This is a genomic window from Rhodococcus wratislaviensis (genome assembly GCF_900455735.1).
Classification (GTDB): Bacteria; Actinomycetota; Actinomycetes; order Mycobacteriales; family Mycobacteriaceae; genus Rhodococcus_F; species Rhodococcus_F wratislaviensis.
The window spans coordinates 20143-33735 of the sequence record NZ_UAUI01000015.1 but is presented as its reverse complement, the minus strand read 5'-3'; the positions used below and the strand labels follow the sequence as shown (position 1 = coordinate 33735).

The following is a 13593-nucleotide window of genomic DNA, read 5'->3' as shown; positions in this document are numbered from 1 at the left end:
TGCGTGCCGAAGGCAATCGCAGGGTCTTGCAGGCGCCACGTGGGATACATCGGATACGAGTTCGAATACATGTTCCCTACATACGCCGCACCGTTGCCGACTTCGGGCTCACCGTTCATCGTCGGGGCAGAATCAACATGGTCGCGACATGCTGTCACGCCACCGAAGAGAAGAACTTCGATGAGGGCGAATTCTGCCAGGTCGAAGGCAACGAGTTCGTCACTGGGCATGGAGCCAGTGGTTCGGCATCGAACGGTTGCGCAGCCCAGTCGGTCCTGTCGTTTGAGACCGTCTTCGACGGCCGCTCGTGCCGACGCGTGGAACGACATCGAACATGACAGTTCAGGGCCCCCGCGTGTGGTTCCCTCCGGTCCCGATCGCTGCGGAGGCGACAACGAGACCTACACTGCTGTCATGTCGGCAAAACTGCGCTATGCGCGGGTCGAAGATGTCCATGACCTTGCCCTGGGCATGCCCTATGTCAAGGTCGAATACGGGCCGCGAGGCAACCCCATCTACCAGGTCGGCGGCAAATCGTTCTTGTTCTTCCGAACCCCTCGCCCCGACGCCGCTGATCCGCACACCGGTGAGCGATACACGGACGTGATCGTCTTCTGGGTGCCCTCCGAGTCGGACAAGCGAGCAATGGTGCAAGACTCCGCATCGCCGTTCTTCACCACGGCACATTTCGATGGCCACTCTTCGGTACTGCTGCGGGCGAGCATGATTGGTGACCTCACGCTCCAGGAACTGACCGAGGTAGTGCAGGACGCGTGGCTCTCCCGTGCCTCGCCCACCCGGGCTGCCGCTTGGCTCGGTGGGCAGAGTCGCACGTAGCGAGTGCTCGGTCGGTTCGGTCGCCGAAAATCAGTGAGCCGCCGCAACGCGTGGCAATGTGTGGTCCCGCACAGTTGCATCGCTCAAATATGTTGCGTCGAGGTATATTACGAATGATCTTGTCGGGATAGAGTATTCCGACTCGATGTGCAATTTCGAGTGCGCCGAGGCCTGCGAACTCGCGGAACAGAGCCGCTGTGCCCTCCGCGACCGGCAGGGATGCGCGCGCCGATTTCTCCGAGACCGAGACCGAGGCCGTAGTGAGACCATGCCGTTGGTCCACAGATCACTTACGTTCACTCTATGCACTGGTCCATCAGGCCCGCAGTGACGTGTGGCGGAAGCATCAGCAAATCGAGGCACGAACAGTCACTTCATCGATCTGTGTGTGCCTGGGTCGTGGGCAGGGGAGTGGGACACTGTTCGTCGTATCACGACGTTGTTGGCGGCGTCGCTCGGAGGGTTTGATCGATCAGCTGTCGAGCGGCTCTGTCGGTGCGGGCTGCGTCGCCGGTGACGAGCCGATCCAGCAGCACTCCGCGTAAGCCTGAGACCAGGATTGTCGCCGTGGCCGTCGGGTCCTCGACCGGGGGTTCGAGTCGACCCAGTACCTGGGCGATGGCCGTCACCAGGAGCTCGACCGCGGACGTAGCGTAGTCGAGGAATGGGCCGCGCTGCACGCAGGCGTCTCCGAGAACTTGGAGCACAACGCTTGCGCTGGTCGCGGAGTCGCCGCTTGTGTTGGCAGTCCATCCCTCGTGCAGCCGCTGTCGCAGTGCGTCGGCATCGGCGACATCGGCGAATGCGGCAGCAATGTCAGGGCGCTGGGTTTCCAGGGCGGCGATGAGCATCTGCTCTTTCGATCCGAAGTAGTGAATCAGCATGCGCGCGCTGGTTTCCAACGATGCGGCCAGAGGGCGGAGCGAGAGCTCACTGAGCCCGTGCTCGCCGATGTAATCGATGACGCCGGAGAGGAGCTTGGCGCGTTTGATGCGATCGAGTGGCGGAGGCATGCGTTGACTGTAACGACTGTTCCAGGTACGAATGAACCCATGGATGTAACGAGTGTTTCATCATCGTCGGGTGGCGGTGAGGCTGTCACCGGTAGCGCGGCCACGGGGGTGATTCGTACCGCCCCTATTCGGTACGCCACCGCACGTCGATTCGAGCGATCCCACATGACCACCGGCCCAGACTGGGGCGGTCCATCCAGCGGGCAGATCTGTCCGCAGTTGCCGGGTCGCCTCTCGCCGGTGATGGGACCGAACAAGACCGACCTTGTCGAAGGCGAAGATTGCCTCAACCTGTCGATCGCGACACCCGGACACGACGCCGACGTCCGACCGGTCATGGTCTTCCTCCACGGCGGCGCGTTCAACAGCGGTGCGGGACTGATGGACTGGTACGACGGCAGCTCGCTGTCCGCGGAAGCCGACGTCGTGGTGGTCAGCGTCAACTATCGACTCGGCGTGTTCGGGTATTTGTGCCTGGACGGTGTCAGCGGTGGAAACCTCGGGCTCTACGACCAAGTGGAGGCCCTGCGCTGGGTGAAGGCGAACATCGCGGGGTATGGAGGCGACCCGGGCAACGTGACCGTTTTCGGACAGTCCGCCGGAGCGGTCTCGATCCGGCTGCTGATGGAGATCCCGGACGCGTGCGGGCTGTTCACCCGCGCGATCATGCAGAGCGGTCCGGGACCGGACATCGTCCGACCGCGCGAGTTAGCGGAGGACGTCGGAAGGATATTCGCCGAGATCGTTGGGGGAGACCCTCGAACTGCCAGTGTCGCTGCACTGCTCGATGCGCAACGTAAGACCGCGGCCGTCTGGGCGGAACGATCCGGCCCCGTCGGGGCGCCACCCTTCTCTCCAGTCTCGGGCACTGATCCCCTCCCGGTGCTGGGAGCGAGCTTCAGCGAGAACGTGCAGGATCTCGATGTGATCTGCGGCTGGAACGCCGACGATGTATCGGCGTTCACCGGTCCCGGGCCCGACACGGTCGAGATAACGCATCGAATGCTTGCTGAACCGCTGAGCGAATTCAGAGATCGCCTGGTCCAAGCGGGTGCTCGGGCGTGTACCTACCGCTTCGATTGGCGGCCCCACGGGTCTCGCTACGGGGCAACACACTGCGTGGAGCTGCCGTTGCTCCTCGGAACACGCGAGGCATGGGAAGGCTCTCCGATGCTCGGTGACACCGAGTGGGGCGGGGTCGAGCTGCTCGGCAAGACGCTACGCAGGATTTGGGGACGGTACGCGCACACCGGCGTGGTCGAGCCCGAACCGGCGCTGCCTATGGCCTGGGACCCGGCGATTTCGCACTCCCTGTGACCGACTCTCGTGGCCATTGTCGCCTTCGTCGGCATCCGCGGCGAGAACCTCACGCAGTTCGCTCTCGCCCACCGTCGCTATGGCGCGGATTCGTCCCACCGCGGGCTTGCACGGCACGCGGGTCCGAGCTCGGTGATGGTGGTGCCCACCTGGATGCCGAACGGCCAACGGGTGGTGACCGTCGCGGCCAGTTCGGCGTACGCAACCTTCGTCGCCGGCGGCAGCTCTGCAATGTCGAACTCCTCAGCGTCATATCGCCGTCGGAAACGATCCGTACGCTGCGCCTGCGGCCAAAGTTGCGCATGGTGCGCCTGCTGTCATAGATACTGCACCAGTGATGCTGACCAAACGAACCAGCTTTTCCGCCATATCGATGGTGATGCTCGCAGTCGCGGGCCTGCTGGTCGCGGCCCCGGGGAACAGTGGCGCCGCACCGCCCGCCTGGCGATACACGATGGTGGCGTTCAGCAACACCAGCGACCGTGACTTGGATGTCTACGAGTCGGGGGACGCCACTCACTTCCAGCCCCTCCGACTGTCGGCGTATCGGCCCTCGTCAGGAGTGGTGCGTGACTCGAGCATCTTCCGGCACACGGACGGGTTCTACTACCTCACCTACACGACAGTCGACGGGGCGAACATCGGCTTCGCGCGCAGCAGTGACCGCATCGAGTGGACGTTCCTGGGGGCCTGGCCGGTCCCGTTCTGCTGCGCGTTCCTTCCGGGCACGGGAGACGGAACGGGCTCGGCGAGCCCGCCGGGCTCATCGGGGTCGGCCGGGTTCAGCGACGGACCGTCGCTGTCACCGTTCACGACGAAGGCCTGGGCACCCGAATGGTTCGTGGACGGCGATCGCGTCCACGTCATCCTGTCGATGTCGACCGGCGGCGGATTCGTGCCGTATCTGATGACCGCGCTGGAACCGTCGCTCCGAATCTGGGGCCCGCCCACTCTGCTCGACGGGATCGGCGCGGACCACATCGACACCACCGTGGTCAAGGTGGGATCGACGTACCACGCGTTCACCAAGAACGAGACGAAGAAGGTGATCGAGCATGCGGTCGCGCCGTCGGTGACGGGACCCTATTCGTTCGTCCCGCCTGGAGATTGGGGCTCGCTGCTGGAGGGTCCAGCCCTGGTTCAGTTGCCGAACGATGCCTGGCGGATATATCTCGACGCCTATACCGAAGGAAAGTATCTCTATTCAGACAGCACCGATGGGCTGCGCACCTGGTCGCCCGTGCAAGAGGTTCCAGGCCTCTCCGGGACGGTGCGCCATCTCGGCGTGATGAGAGAGCCGGCATAACGACGACTCGATGACGGTCACGTCGTCAGCAAACGTGAGCGTCCGATCAGACCGAGGACGGCGATCACCGCACGCAACGCGGCGGGGACAGGCAGGGCCCGTATTGCGCACCGACGACACCACCACCGTTACCGAGGCGCCACCCCAGTAGGCCCTGGTGATTGCCGCGGAGTCCTCGTCGCCGTCGACTCAACGACGTGTCGGGGCCTGTGGTTACGGAGCCTCGGGCACTGTCGGGTACGCCGTGGACGGCGTGATTGTCAGGGAATCGTCGAGGGCGCGGGTGGCGGCGCGTTGGACGAGCAGAGGCACGAAGTCCCGGATCTGGCATCCGTCGAATCGGTGGTGGGCGGCATCGATCGCATGGTCGACCCGGTCGGTGTCGAGGAACTGGTACCGCCGGATCAGATGTGCGCGCACCGCGTCGATGTGCTGTCTTTCGGTGACGTCCATGACAAAGATTGTGGTCCTGTCGACGGCGGTCGGGAAGGGCCTTTCATGAGTCCACCAGCTGGTACACCCACGTGACGTCGGGTCGTCGGACTCGACAACGATGTGGCGTTGCGTCGCAGCGGCGCAGCCTTCTCACGCCCCGCGGCAGCAACGTCTGGATCGGGCCGCACCGAGCAGGAGAGCACCGGATGACACCGACGGTGCACGACCTCGACCCTGATTTCGCCCCGGTGCGGGTGTTTCGCGCCCCGCTGCACGAGGAGATCGCTGCGCTGATCGCCCGGAATCGAAACCGCCGAAGGGGCGCGCAGGCCCCGCCGAGGATCGGGAGCTATTGCATGTCTGCGCTGGCAGCTCGCGAAGGTGCGTCAGCTGGTGGCCGGGCTGACAGCCCGGTACCCGGAATTGCGCGGCATCGTCCGACCCGCGGCCGGTGACCGGCTTCCGGGGGATCAGGTGTGGCGGTGCGTCGACGGCGGCGTGATCAGGCCCCGCTCCAGGGGCTCGCGGATAATAGAAGACGGGTCAAAATGGCTGTACGCGTGAGTATCCTGGATTGGACAGGCATTCGGGTCGCCTGCTGGAGGGCAGGGCGCTTATGCTCCAACCCTGAAGGTCACCGAGCAAAAGAGGTGCCTCAGAGGGCCCACAGAAAGCGTTCTTGCGGCGCATCCGCGAAGGTGGCGGCGTCCCGGCCCACGGCTTCCTCCTGCAGCCGCGCCCGCACCACCTCGGCCGGATCCCAGTGTTGGGCCCTGGCGGTCGCGAGCGATGTAGGGGCGGCCTTGCGCAGATACGGCAGTCGCATGCGGGTGCAGATCTTGGCCAGCTCGTCGGGGAGGTGCGGCGCCGAATTGCTGCGTGAGGCGGCGCGGTGAAGCCACCGGGGAGCCGGTCTCGGCCTCCGCGGTCCCAGCGGTCCCACCGTAGGAGCAGAACAGCACGTGGACGGGGTGCGTGGGAACCCGCGCTCGTGTTGACGTGGCCTGGGAGTACCTACACGATGTCACGCGGACCGCGCCGGCGCAGTCTTGTCCGAGCCCGCGGCACCCCGGAAGCTGCCGCGCCACGGGGGGAGATGACCGAATGACCGCGATGGAACCCGACCACGACACCGCCCAGGCACGCATTTTCCTCGACGCCTTGCGGGCGGAGATCGAGATCCTCACCCAGCGCATCGCAAACGCGCACGCCCGCGCCCAGTGGGCGCAGGACGACGACGACCAGTACGTGCTGGCCGAACGCTTCCGGGCGGAGGTGCCGTTACTGCGTGAGCAACTACTCGGGGCGAGGCGGATGGCGGACCGGCTGATGCTCAGGTACCCCGCTCTCGGCGACCGCGGTGACGCCTCGGCGAGGTGACCGCCGGACGATCAGGTTCGAGGCGTGTTCGCCGACGGCCAATCGGGCGCAGTGACTGGCACGGTGGTCGTGATCGGCGGCAGACCGATCTGTGGCCACTGCGCGGCCCTGGTGAAACGGTCAGTGTCATCGGGGACTGTGTCACGCCACGTCGCATTGGCCATGCCATTGCAGAGGGCTACCGCACCGGCGCTGAACTCTTGGAGTCAGAGGCGTGCCGGTGTGAGAGCCCAGCCAGCAGCAGCCGTGCAAACAAATGATCAGAGAGTAGCCCAATGTGGTACGAGCGCAGCGACTGGACTGCGCCGTGACAACGGGCTTGTCCCAAAGAATCTCGGGCCGGACACGGGCATAGGCTGCCGTGTAGCAATGCTGCATGGGCAGCGCATGCTTGTGACCTTTGACACAAATGACGTACCAACCTAAACTGAAGTCAGTTCGAGTAGCAGTATTCATCGGAGTGAGGCGAGGAAACGTTCATGAATGAGTACCCCATCTCCAAGGCGGCCAGGAAAAGCCTGGCGCGTGACGTCTTCGGCCACGTCGTAGACGGGAGAGTGGTTCCTTCCCTCGACGGGAAGACGATGGACATCATAGATCCCGCTCGGGGAGAGGTCGTCGCACGTGCAGCCCTCGGGGACCAGGCGGATGTAGAGCGCGTGGTGACCTCGTCTCGGCAAGCCTTCGACGACGGCCGCTGGCGCCTTCTTGATCCGCTTGAGAAGGAGCGGCGGCTGCGCAAGATGGGCAAATTACTTCTGGACCGTCGTGATGAGGTCGCCGAACTCGATGTCATCGATGCCGGGCTGTTGCGGTGGTACGTCGACTTCACGGTCGATTTCGCCGCAAATGGGATCGATTACTATTCCGGTTGGCCGACCAAGATTCACGGCAGCATTCCGCCCACACCACCGAATTTCTCTGTGCGACAGGAACGTCTACCGATCGGCGTAATCGGGTTGATCACTCCGTGGAACGGGCCGATCAGTGTGTTCGGCTCCGTGGCGGCGGCCTTGGCGACGGGCAATGCCGTGATCCTCAAACCAGCCGAACAGACGCCGATGACCGCTGTTCTCATGGGTGAGATCGCCTCTGAGGCAGGCATTCCGGCCGGTGTGTTCAATGTCTTGCAGGGCCGCGGCGCCACTGTGGGCGCTGCGCTCGTGGAGCATCCTGGTGTGGACGCCATTTCGTTCACTGGCTCGGTCCCGACCGGCAGTGCCATTCAGGCGGCGGCCGCCAAGCGGGTGAAGCGGGTTTCACTGGAACTGGGTGGCAAGAGCGCGTTCATCGTGTTCCCTGATGCCGACATCGCCGCAGCTGCAACGGCTGCCCAGGCAGCCGTCTGGGGGGCATCCGGCCAGGTCTGTACTGCCGGATCGCGAGTATTGGTACATAGCTCGATCCAGGACGAGTTCACCGCGGCGGTTCTCGCAGGCACGCAGGGGATGAAGGTCGGTTCTGGCTTCGACCCAGCGACGCAACTCGGTCCCCTGGTCTCCGCCGAGCAACTCGACAGGGTGAGCTCATACGTCGACATCGGCAAGAACGAAGGTGCCACCCTTGCCAGCGGAGGGTCTCGCCTCGACATGCCCGGATACTTCCATGAGCCAACCGTTTTCACCGGAGTAACCAACGACATGCGCATCGCGCAGGAGGAGATCTTCGGCCCGGTGATGGCGGTGTTGTCCTTCGATGACGAGGCAGAGGCGATCAGGATCGCCAACGACACGAACTACGGTCTCGCCGCGGGAGTGTGGACCAGCGACCTCGATACCTCCCAGCGGGTGTCGGCGGCGCTCAACGCGGGCACGGTGTGGATCAACAGCTATCAGATGGTCTACCCCGGCGTGTCCTTTGGCGGCGTCAAGCTCTCCGGGCACGGACGCAATCTCGGCGAAGCCTCGATCGGCGAGCTAACTCAGGTCAAGAGCGTGTGGACGAAAGTCGGTGCGACACGATGACCACCATAGGGAAACGGACCGTCGGTGACGACCGGATCGCTATCGAAGAAGTCTTGTACCGCTACGCGTCGAGTGTCGATTCGGCGCAGATGCATCAGCTGCACGATGTCCTGCATCCTGATCTTCAGGCACAGTACGGCAATGGGGAGCCCGTCGAAGGCGCGGACGCCGTCATCACTTGGATGACCGACTTCACGAAGACATGTGAATGGCAGCACCACATGCTGAACGTCTATCACATCGACATCGAGGGCGATAAGGCGACGGCGCTCGTTTACCACAATTCCTTCGAAAAGTTCGCCGGCGACGACGATGTCTGCTTCTTGGTCGCTCGCTACCACAACGAGCTGGTGTGCCACGAGGGCACCTGGAAGATTGCCAAGCTTGTATTCGAAATAGTTTGGGGTGAAAAGCGCCCGGCCAATAATGAATACATTTCCGCCGTCGGTGGCCGTGGTCCGAAGATCCCCGGCTGGCCGTGAAGATTCGGCGAGCGCACTTCTTCCCTTCACGAGATACCTTCTGAGGAATAGAGTTCATGACAATCGAAGAACTGCTCGACATCGAATCCATCAAACATCTCCGAACTCTCGGATCGGCCTACCTCGACGGGGGCCGTTTGGATGAGCTGGTGGAGCTGTATCACCCCGACGCGGTGTGTGATTTCGGTCCATACGGGAGTTGGACGGACCGGACTGAGTTCAAACAGAATTTCGCCGCGGCCGAAAGACCCTTCTACGCCAGTGGGTACTTCTCCAACCTGCACGTCGTGGTCAATCACGTCGTCGAGCTCACCGGGACGGACACTGCGACGGGGCTTGTCTATCTTCTCGACTTCGTCACCGGTGATCAGATCCGCGAAGGGGGCAGCCCACTCTACTGGCTTGGCGTCTACGAGGAGTCCTACAGCCGCACCGATGACGGTTGGAAGATCTTGCGCCAGAGTCTCAACTTCATTTGGCCCGAGCGCATGCTTGGTGAGGGCTTCCTGGCCCGTCAAGCCGCCGCCGAGTGATTTGTCGCCCGGAAACTCACAGACCTATCGAGGAGAGTGCATGACCATTCCCACCGTCAGCCCGCAGCAAACCGCGGACATCGAAGAAATTCGTATGCTCTCTGCGCGTTACGCACGGGGGCTCGACCAGTTCAACATGGAGGCGCTGATGGAGCCATATGCCGATGATGCCGTGTTCGACGCCGGACCGATGGGACTAAAGAGCTACTCGGGTCGCGCGGCGATCCAGGAGTTCTTCGCCCATAACCAGGAAGTCATGGCGGACCAGATGCACCTGTTCAGCAACTTCGTCATCGAGTTCAGCGGTTCCGACGAGGCTTACGGGAGCAACTACCTCCTCCAGGACGGACACAACAAAGATGGTGCGACCGTTCGGTGCTTTTGCCTCAACGACGATACTTACAGGCGCACTGCGGACGGTTGGCGTATCGCCTCACGACGCATTAGTCCACTGATGCCACCACAGCTCGATTCGTACTGAACACACTGAGGTTCATAGAAACACTCGACGTTACCGGGTAGAGGCTCCGGACAGACCGATCGTGTCATGAGGTTGGTCGGCGGGGGCCGAGGCGGACGCGTGTCCACCGAAAGTGTAGGTACGGCGTAGGTGCGAAGTTCCGAGCTCTGAGTGCCTTGTGCCTGATCCTGCCGCTGGAACAGGCGGCCGAGGGTGCTACAAGGCAATGCATGAGTGCCGCGCCATCAAGGTCATGCTGACGCTCTGAACGAAGCTCAGGAAGCGAGCCTATCTTCTCGAACTCCAGCACACGATGGGAATGGTGACTCGCTTCGAGGCAGGGGTTGTTGGTCGGGAGACGTGGTGCCAACGAGGTGCCGGGAAGAGGTGGTAACGCCGGTTATGTTGTGGCGCAGTCAAGCGCCGCCGCCTCCGATGGGTAGCTGGCAGGGGCGCTACACCGTCGGCCTGCACGTAGTGGCGTGCGCCGCATCGATGCTGGCGGCAGGGGCAGGTGGGTCCGAGTGACCCGTTCCCGGTGTCGCGCTCTCGGTTCCGACAGCGTGGGTGTGCCACTGTGTTCACGCCGTCTGCTTGTTATCAACTGGGGTGCTCGATCGCTCCCACCGAGACCGCGCTCCCACCGAGACCGCGCTCCCACCGAGACCGCGCTCCCACCGAGACCGCGCTCACGGTGGGAGCGTGACTCCGCAGAGACGGGTAATCGGAACCAATTCCTCGAGATTGTGTCTCTTGGGCGCGCTGGATCTGGGCTGCGGCATGAGGACGAGACGTCCCGATCGGGAACCGCGAACGCCATTGCCGCTTGCTCAGGTGAGCAATCCACGTGCGCGCAGGCCTGACCGGAGCCGATTCGCGATGCTTTCGCGATCACGTCTATTGGTGCACGCTACTCCCTTTCGGCCGCAATCGCTGGGGCGGGACCGTGCCTGACCGTCACGTGGATCGGGGAGCCCCCAACTCTCCGATCCGCGAGGGCGGACCTGACATTTCGCGAAACATGCGTGTTTCGGGGTGACGTCACTACGTCCATTCGGACATTCTCAACAGAGAAGTCGCCAAACCCGCCGACGACGATGTGAACCCCATTGCTCGGTGGGGCGCTTTCACCGATCAGGTCAGAGTGCGGGGTGTCCGGATGTCCTGTCGCCTCGCGTTTTCGGCGGGTGTCGCAAGGCGCTGATCCTCACGTGGTTCCGGCGACGAGGCCGGATGCACGACCCTCGGTGACCATCGGGGAGTGCTCGGTGAAGCCCCCGTCGACTCTGATGACCTGCCCTGTGATGTATCGCGCGGCATCGGAGTGCAGGAACGCGACGACCCGGGCGATGTCCTCGGGCTGACCGACGTGAGGGGTGTCGCAGTGGCGCGTGTACTGGGTAATCAGCTCGTCCCCGAGTTGGAGACCGGGGGAGCTCAGTATGAGTCCGGGCGCCACGGCGTTGCACCGGATTCCCTGTTTGCCATGCTGTGCGGAGACAGCGCGCACGAGCTGGTTGACGCCCGCCTTTGCGACGCTATAGGTGGTCAAGTTGAGCTCGCCCATTTCGCCGGATATCGACGACGTGCAGGTGATGCTGCCGCCGCCGGTGTTCACCATTGCCGGGATCGCGTGCTTGCAGCCGAGCATCGGGCCCAGGAGCAGTGTTGCGATCTGGGTACGGAAGGTGTCCACCACGAATTCCGTGATGGGGGGGTCGCCGGGCTCCCATGGGATCCTCAGGTCGGCGGCGTTGTTGTGCAGAATGTCGAGGCGTCCGAACTCGTCCACCGCGGTCGTAACCATCCGCTGGACCTGTTCCTCGACGCGGACGTCGGTCTCGACGGCGATCGCGTCGCCACCGTCGGCCCTGATCTGCTTCGCCCGTTGCTCCGCAACCTCGCCGTGGATGTCCGCGAGTACGACTTTGGCGCCGAGTTGCGCAAGCAGACTCGCTGTCGATGCGCCTTGGCCGACGCGGTAAGGATCGTCGTCGCCATGGAAGGACGCTGCGCCGGTGACAATGGCGACCTTGCCGGTGAGATTGATCATGCCGGCTGTCCCTCGACAAGTGCGGGCCTAGGACAGGGACGATCCGACGGCGTCGCCGCGATGGACGCGAGGGTTAGATCCTTCCAAGGGGCCATTATCGGCTCGATTCGGATATTCGGCTTGCTGGTCATTCTCGCTCCTTTTCCTCATGCGCCACGGGAGGCGGCCGCCTCGCGAAGTAGGTTCCGTTTGCGACTACTGCGTAAACTGAACTCAGTTAAGTGAACTCTATTTCTGTCGGCTGTGCAACCGAAATCAGTTGAAAGGGAATGGCTTCGGCGTCACAACGCGAGTGGTAGGGGCAGCGCTGTGCCTGCCCCCGGGGCATCGGTCGGCGATGATCGTGTCGTGAACACCGAGCAAGGCGTGGCCTCCGAACAGTGGCGGTCGCCGAGTGCTGGGATTCAGGCGGAGTTGGCGCCGACAACGCACCCAGGGCAGGTGGAGCAGGTCCGTCGATCCGGTCCGAGTGCACGATATCGATGAAGGCGGGTGTGCGGTGGGGCATGCCGGAGTCGAGGGAATGGGTGCGGTGGGGTTGGTGAAGCACGGGTGATGGCGCCGTACCGGTGGCGGTCGGGAGGAGATCTCGGGTTTCGCAGACTGCGCCCGCTACCGTCCGAATGGTGATAGTGGCACCTCCGAGATGCCCGGCGTTGTGGGACAGTCCGGAACGGAGGAAATCCGAATTAGTCAGCCGTGCCGAATATCTCAAGGACACGCCCCATCGATCACCGCGCACCGAGGGTGGATCTGGGGTTCGCGCCGATGTGTTGCTCATTCCGGTCACGCCCACGATCTGTTCAGCATGTTCGGCCGGGTGGTCGCCGCCCGCGACCGCACCTCCAATCCCGCCCGTCCTTCCTGTGAATCCGCACCCTGATGGACGCCGCGAACGATATGACGGTGATGGACTGGTTATGCCGCACCGTTGGCGTTTTGGCCTGCCGCAACTGAGAGGGTCTCTCCGGTCATGTGTTTCGCACCGTCTGAGACCAGAAACATCAGTGCGTCCGTGATTGCCTGAGGGGGAATCCATGGAACTCCCTGGGGCTGATACCGGCGGAATTCCTCGGCGACATCGTCGATTGTCGGGGAGTCGAGGTCGGGTCGGAATAGCCCGTACATGACGCTGTTGTGGATGATCGGTGTGTCGACGCAGCAGGGACAGATGACGTTCACGGTGGTCCCGGTGGTGGCCACCTCGAGGGCGACGGTCTTTGCCAGCCCGATGACCGCCCACTTGGAGGCCGAGTAGTGACTGAATTGCGGGTACCCGCCTTTGCCCGCCATCGACGACGTGATGATCACCCGTCCCCAGGTCTGATTCAGCAGATGCGGAAGTCCCGCGTGCAGCACGTTGAATACGCCGTTGAGGTTGATGTCGATGACCACGTCCCAGTCGGCAGGATCCATGTGGCGAAATTCGCTGATCGCCATGACGCCGTGATTGATTGCAAGAATATCTAGCGATCCAAACGTGTCGACGATCCGTTCGACTGCATCGCTGATTGCCTCCCGGTCGCGCACGTCTGCCTTGAGTGCAAGAGCTTTCCCGTCAGCCTCGTTGATGAGCCGCATCGTTTCGTCCATCTCCGCCTGCGAGGAAAGGGGGTACGAGACATTCTTGATATCTTCGCAGACGTCGAGGATGGCGACTGAAGCGCCGGCTTTGGCAAGGGCGAGGGCGTGCGAACGGCCCTGTCCTCGCGCTCCACCTGTTACGAGGGCAGTTTTCCCTGTTAGATCGGCCATTTCCGTTCCTCTTCTCGTGGGTAGGTTGGGGACGATTCGGCGGCAGAGATCAGGGCGT

Annotated in this window: 13 protein-coding genes; 8 read left to right on the top strand and 5 right to left on the bottom strand. The window is 63.2% G+C overall.

What is annotated here, in order from left to right:
• Positions 1 to 414 precede the first annotated feature (414 nt).
• Positions 415 to 837: an MmcQ/YjbR family DNA-binding protein gene (locus DTA22_RS19910; RefSeq protein WP_037240017.1), complete on the top strand. Its 423-nt coding sequence runs from the start codon at positions 415 to 417 to the stop codon at positions 835 to 837.
• Between the two features lie 431 nt (positions 838 to 1268).
• Here DTA22_RS19910 and DTA22_RS19905 read toward each other — a convergent pair whose 3' ends face one another.
• Complete coding sequence (locus DTA22_RS19905; protein ID WP_037240000.1) at positions 1269 to 1850, bottom strand: TetR/AcrR family transcriptional regulator; 582 nt, start codon at positions 1848 to 1850, stop codon at positions 1269 to 1271.
• Between the two features lie 39 nt (positions 1851 to 1889).
• Here DTA22_RS19905 and DTA22_RS19900 point away from each other — a divergent pair, with 39 nt between their 5' ends.
• A complete protein-coding gene (locus DTA22_RS19900) occupies positions 1890 to 3167 on the top strand; it encodes a carboxylesterase family protein (protein WP_052033582.1) in 1278 nt (425 codons plus the stop codon).
• Positions 3168 to 3504: 337 nt separating this feature from the next.
• Positions 3505 to 4473 carry a glycoside hydrolase family protein gene (locus DTA22_RS19890; protein WP_409372717.1) on the top strand — a complete coding sequence of 323 codons (969 nt, stop codon included), beginning with the start codon at positions 3505 to 3507 and terminating at the stop codon, positions 4471 to 4473.
• Positions 4474 to 4686: 213 nt separating this feature from the next.
• Here the strand turns inward: DTA22_RS19890 and DTA22_RS19885 are convergent, their stop codons facing one another.
• Both DTA22_RS19885 and DTA22_RS36490 read right to left on the bottom strand, forming a co-directional pair.
• A complete protein-coding gene (locus tag DTA22_RS19885; RefSeq protein WP_037240010.1) occupies positions 4687 to 4926 on the bottom strand; it encodes a three-helix bundle dimerization domain-containing protein in 240 nt (79 codons plus the stop codon).
• Positions 4927 to 5563: 637 nt separating this feature from the next.
• Positions 5564 to 5851, bottom strand: a complete 288-nt coding sequence (locus tag DTA22_RS36490) for a hypothetical protein (protein WP_218027719.1) — start codon at positions 5849 to 5851, stop codon at positions 5564 to 5566.
• Positions 5852 to 6012: 161 nt separating this feature from the next.
• Between DTA22_RS36490 and DTA22_RS19875 the strand changes: the two genes are divergently transcribed.
• The 5 genes from DTA22_RS19875 to DTA22_RS19850 all read left to right on the top strand — a co-directional run bounded on the left by DTA22_RS19875 (position 6013) and on the right by DTA22_RS19850 (position 9748).
• The gene (locus DTA22_RS19875; RefSeq protein WP_112300673.1) at positions 6013 to 6288 is read left to right on the top strand and encodes a hypothetical protein; all 276 of its coding nucleotides are present in this window, start codon (positions 6013 to 6015) and stop codon (positions 6286 to 6288) included.
• A gap of 479 nt (positions 6289 to 6767) precedes the next feature.
• On the top strand, positions 6768 to 8252 hold the full coding sequence (locus DTA22_RS19865; protein WP_112300671.1) for an aldehyde dehydrogenase family protein: 1485 nt from the start codon (positions 6768 to 6770) through the stop codon (positions 8250 to 8252).
• Positions 8249 to 8734 (top strand): nuclear transport factor 2 family protein, encoded by a 486-nt coding sequence (locus tag DTA22_RS19860; RefSeq protein ID WP_112300670.1) that lies wholly within the window; start codon positions 8249 to 8251, stop codon positions 8732 to 8734. The genes DTA22_RS19865 and DTA22_RS19860 overlap by 4 nt, the downstream gene beginning before the upstream one ends.
• A 56-nt stretch (positions 8735 to 8790) precedes the next feature.
• A complete protein-coding gene (locus DTA22_RS19855; protein WP_112300669.1) occupies positions 8791 to 9267 on the top strand; it encodes a nuclear transport factor 2 family protein in 477 nt (158 codons plus the stop codon).
• Positions 9268 to 9307: 40 nt separating this feature from the next.
• Positions 9308 to 9748, top strand: a complete 441-nt coding sequence (locus tag DTA22_RS19850; RefSeq protein ID WP_160118528.1) for a nuclear transport factor 2 family protein — start codon at positions 9308 to 9310, stop codon at positions 9746 to 9748.
• 1186 nt (positions 9749 to 10934) lie between these two features.
• Here the strand turns inward: DTA22_RS19850 and DTA22_RS19845 are convergent.
• Positions 10935 to 11780 (bottom strand): SDR family NAD(P)-dependent oxidoreductase, encoded by an 846-nt coding sequence (locus DTA22_RS19845; RefSeq protein WP_112300667.1) that lies wholly within the window; start codon positions 11778 to 11780, stop codon positions 10935 to 10937.
• Between the two features lie 918 nt (positions 11781 to 12698).
• Positions 12699 to 13535, bottom strand: coding sequence for a mycofactocin-coupled SDR family oxidoreductase (locus DTA22_RS19840; RefSeq protein ID WP_112300666.1), 837 nt, complete (start codon positions 13533 to 13535; stop codon positions 12699 to 12701).
• Between the last annotated feature and the right edge of the window lie 58 nt (positions 13536 to 13593).

Excerpts from the sequence above, each read along its gene's own strand:
- DTA22_RS19910 (WP_037240017.1), top strand. The coding sequence starts at position 415 with ATGTCGGCAAAACTGCGCTATGCGCGGGTCGAAGATGTCCATGACCTT.
- DTA22_RS19905 (WP_037240000.1), bottom strand. The coding sequence starts at position 1,850 with ATGCCTCCGCCACTCGATCGCATCAAACGCGCCAAGCTCCTCTCCGGC.
- DTA22_RS19900 (WP_052033582.1), top strand. The coding sequence starts at position 1,890 with ATGGATGTAACGAGTGTTTCATCATCGTCGGGTGGCGGTGAGGCTGTC.
- DTA22_RS19890 (WP_409372717.1), top strand. The coding sequence starts at position 3,505 with ATGCTGACCAAACGAACCAGCTTTTCCGCCATATCGATGGTGATGCTC.
- DTA22_RS19885 (WP_037240010.1), bottom strand. The coding sequence starts at position 4,926 with ATGGACGTCACCGAAAGACAGCACATCGACGCGGTGCGCGCACATCTG.
- DTA22_RS19875 (WP_112300673.1), top strand. The coding sequence starts at position 6,013 with ATGACCGCGATGGAACCCGACCACGACACCGCCCAGGCACGCATTTTC.
- DTA22_RS19865 (WP_112300671.1), top strand. The coding sequence starts at position 6,768 with ATGAATGAGTACCCCATCTCCAAGGCGGCCAGGAAAAGCCTGGCGCGT.
- DTA22_RS19860 (WP_112300670.1), top strand. The coding sequence starts at position 8,249 with ATGACCACCATAGGGAAACGGACCGTCGGTGACGACCGGATCGCTATC.
- DTA22_RS19855 (WP_112300669.1), top strand. The coding sequence starts at position 8,791 with ATGACAATCGAAGAACTGCTCGACATCGAATCCATCAAACATCTCCGA.
- DTA22_RS19850 (WP_160118528.1), top strand. The coding sequence starts at position 9,308 with ATGACCATTCCCACCGTCAGCCCGCAGCAAACCGCGGACATCGAAGAA.
- DTA22_RS19845 (WP_112300667.1), bottom strand. The coding sequence starts at position 11,780 with ATGATCAATCTCACCGGCAAGGTCGCCATTGTCACCGGCGCAGCGTCC.
- DTA22_RS19840 (WP_112300666.1), bottom strand. The coding sequence starts at position 13,535 with ATGGCCGATCTAACAGGGAAAACTGCCCTCGTAACAGGTGGAGCGCGA.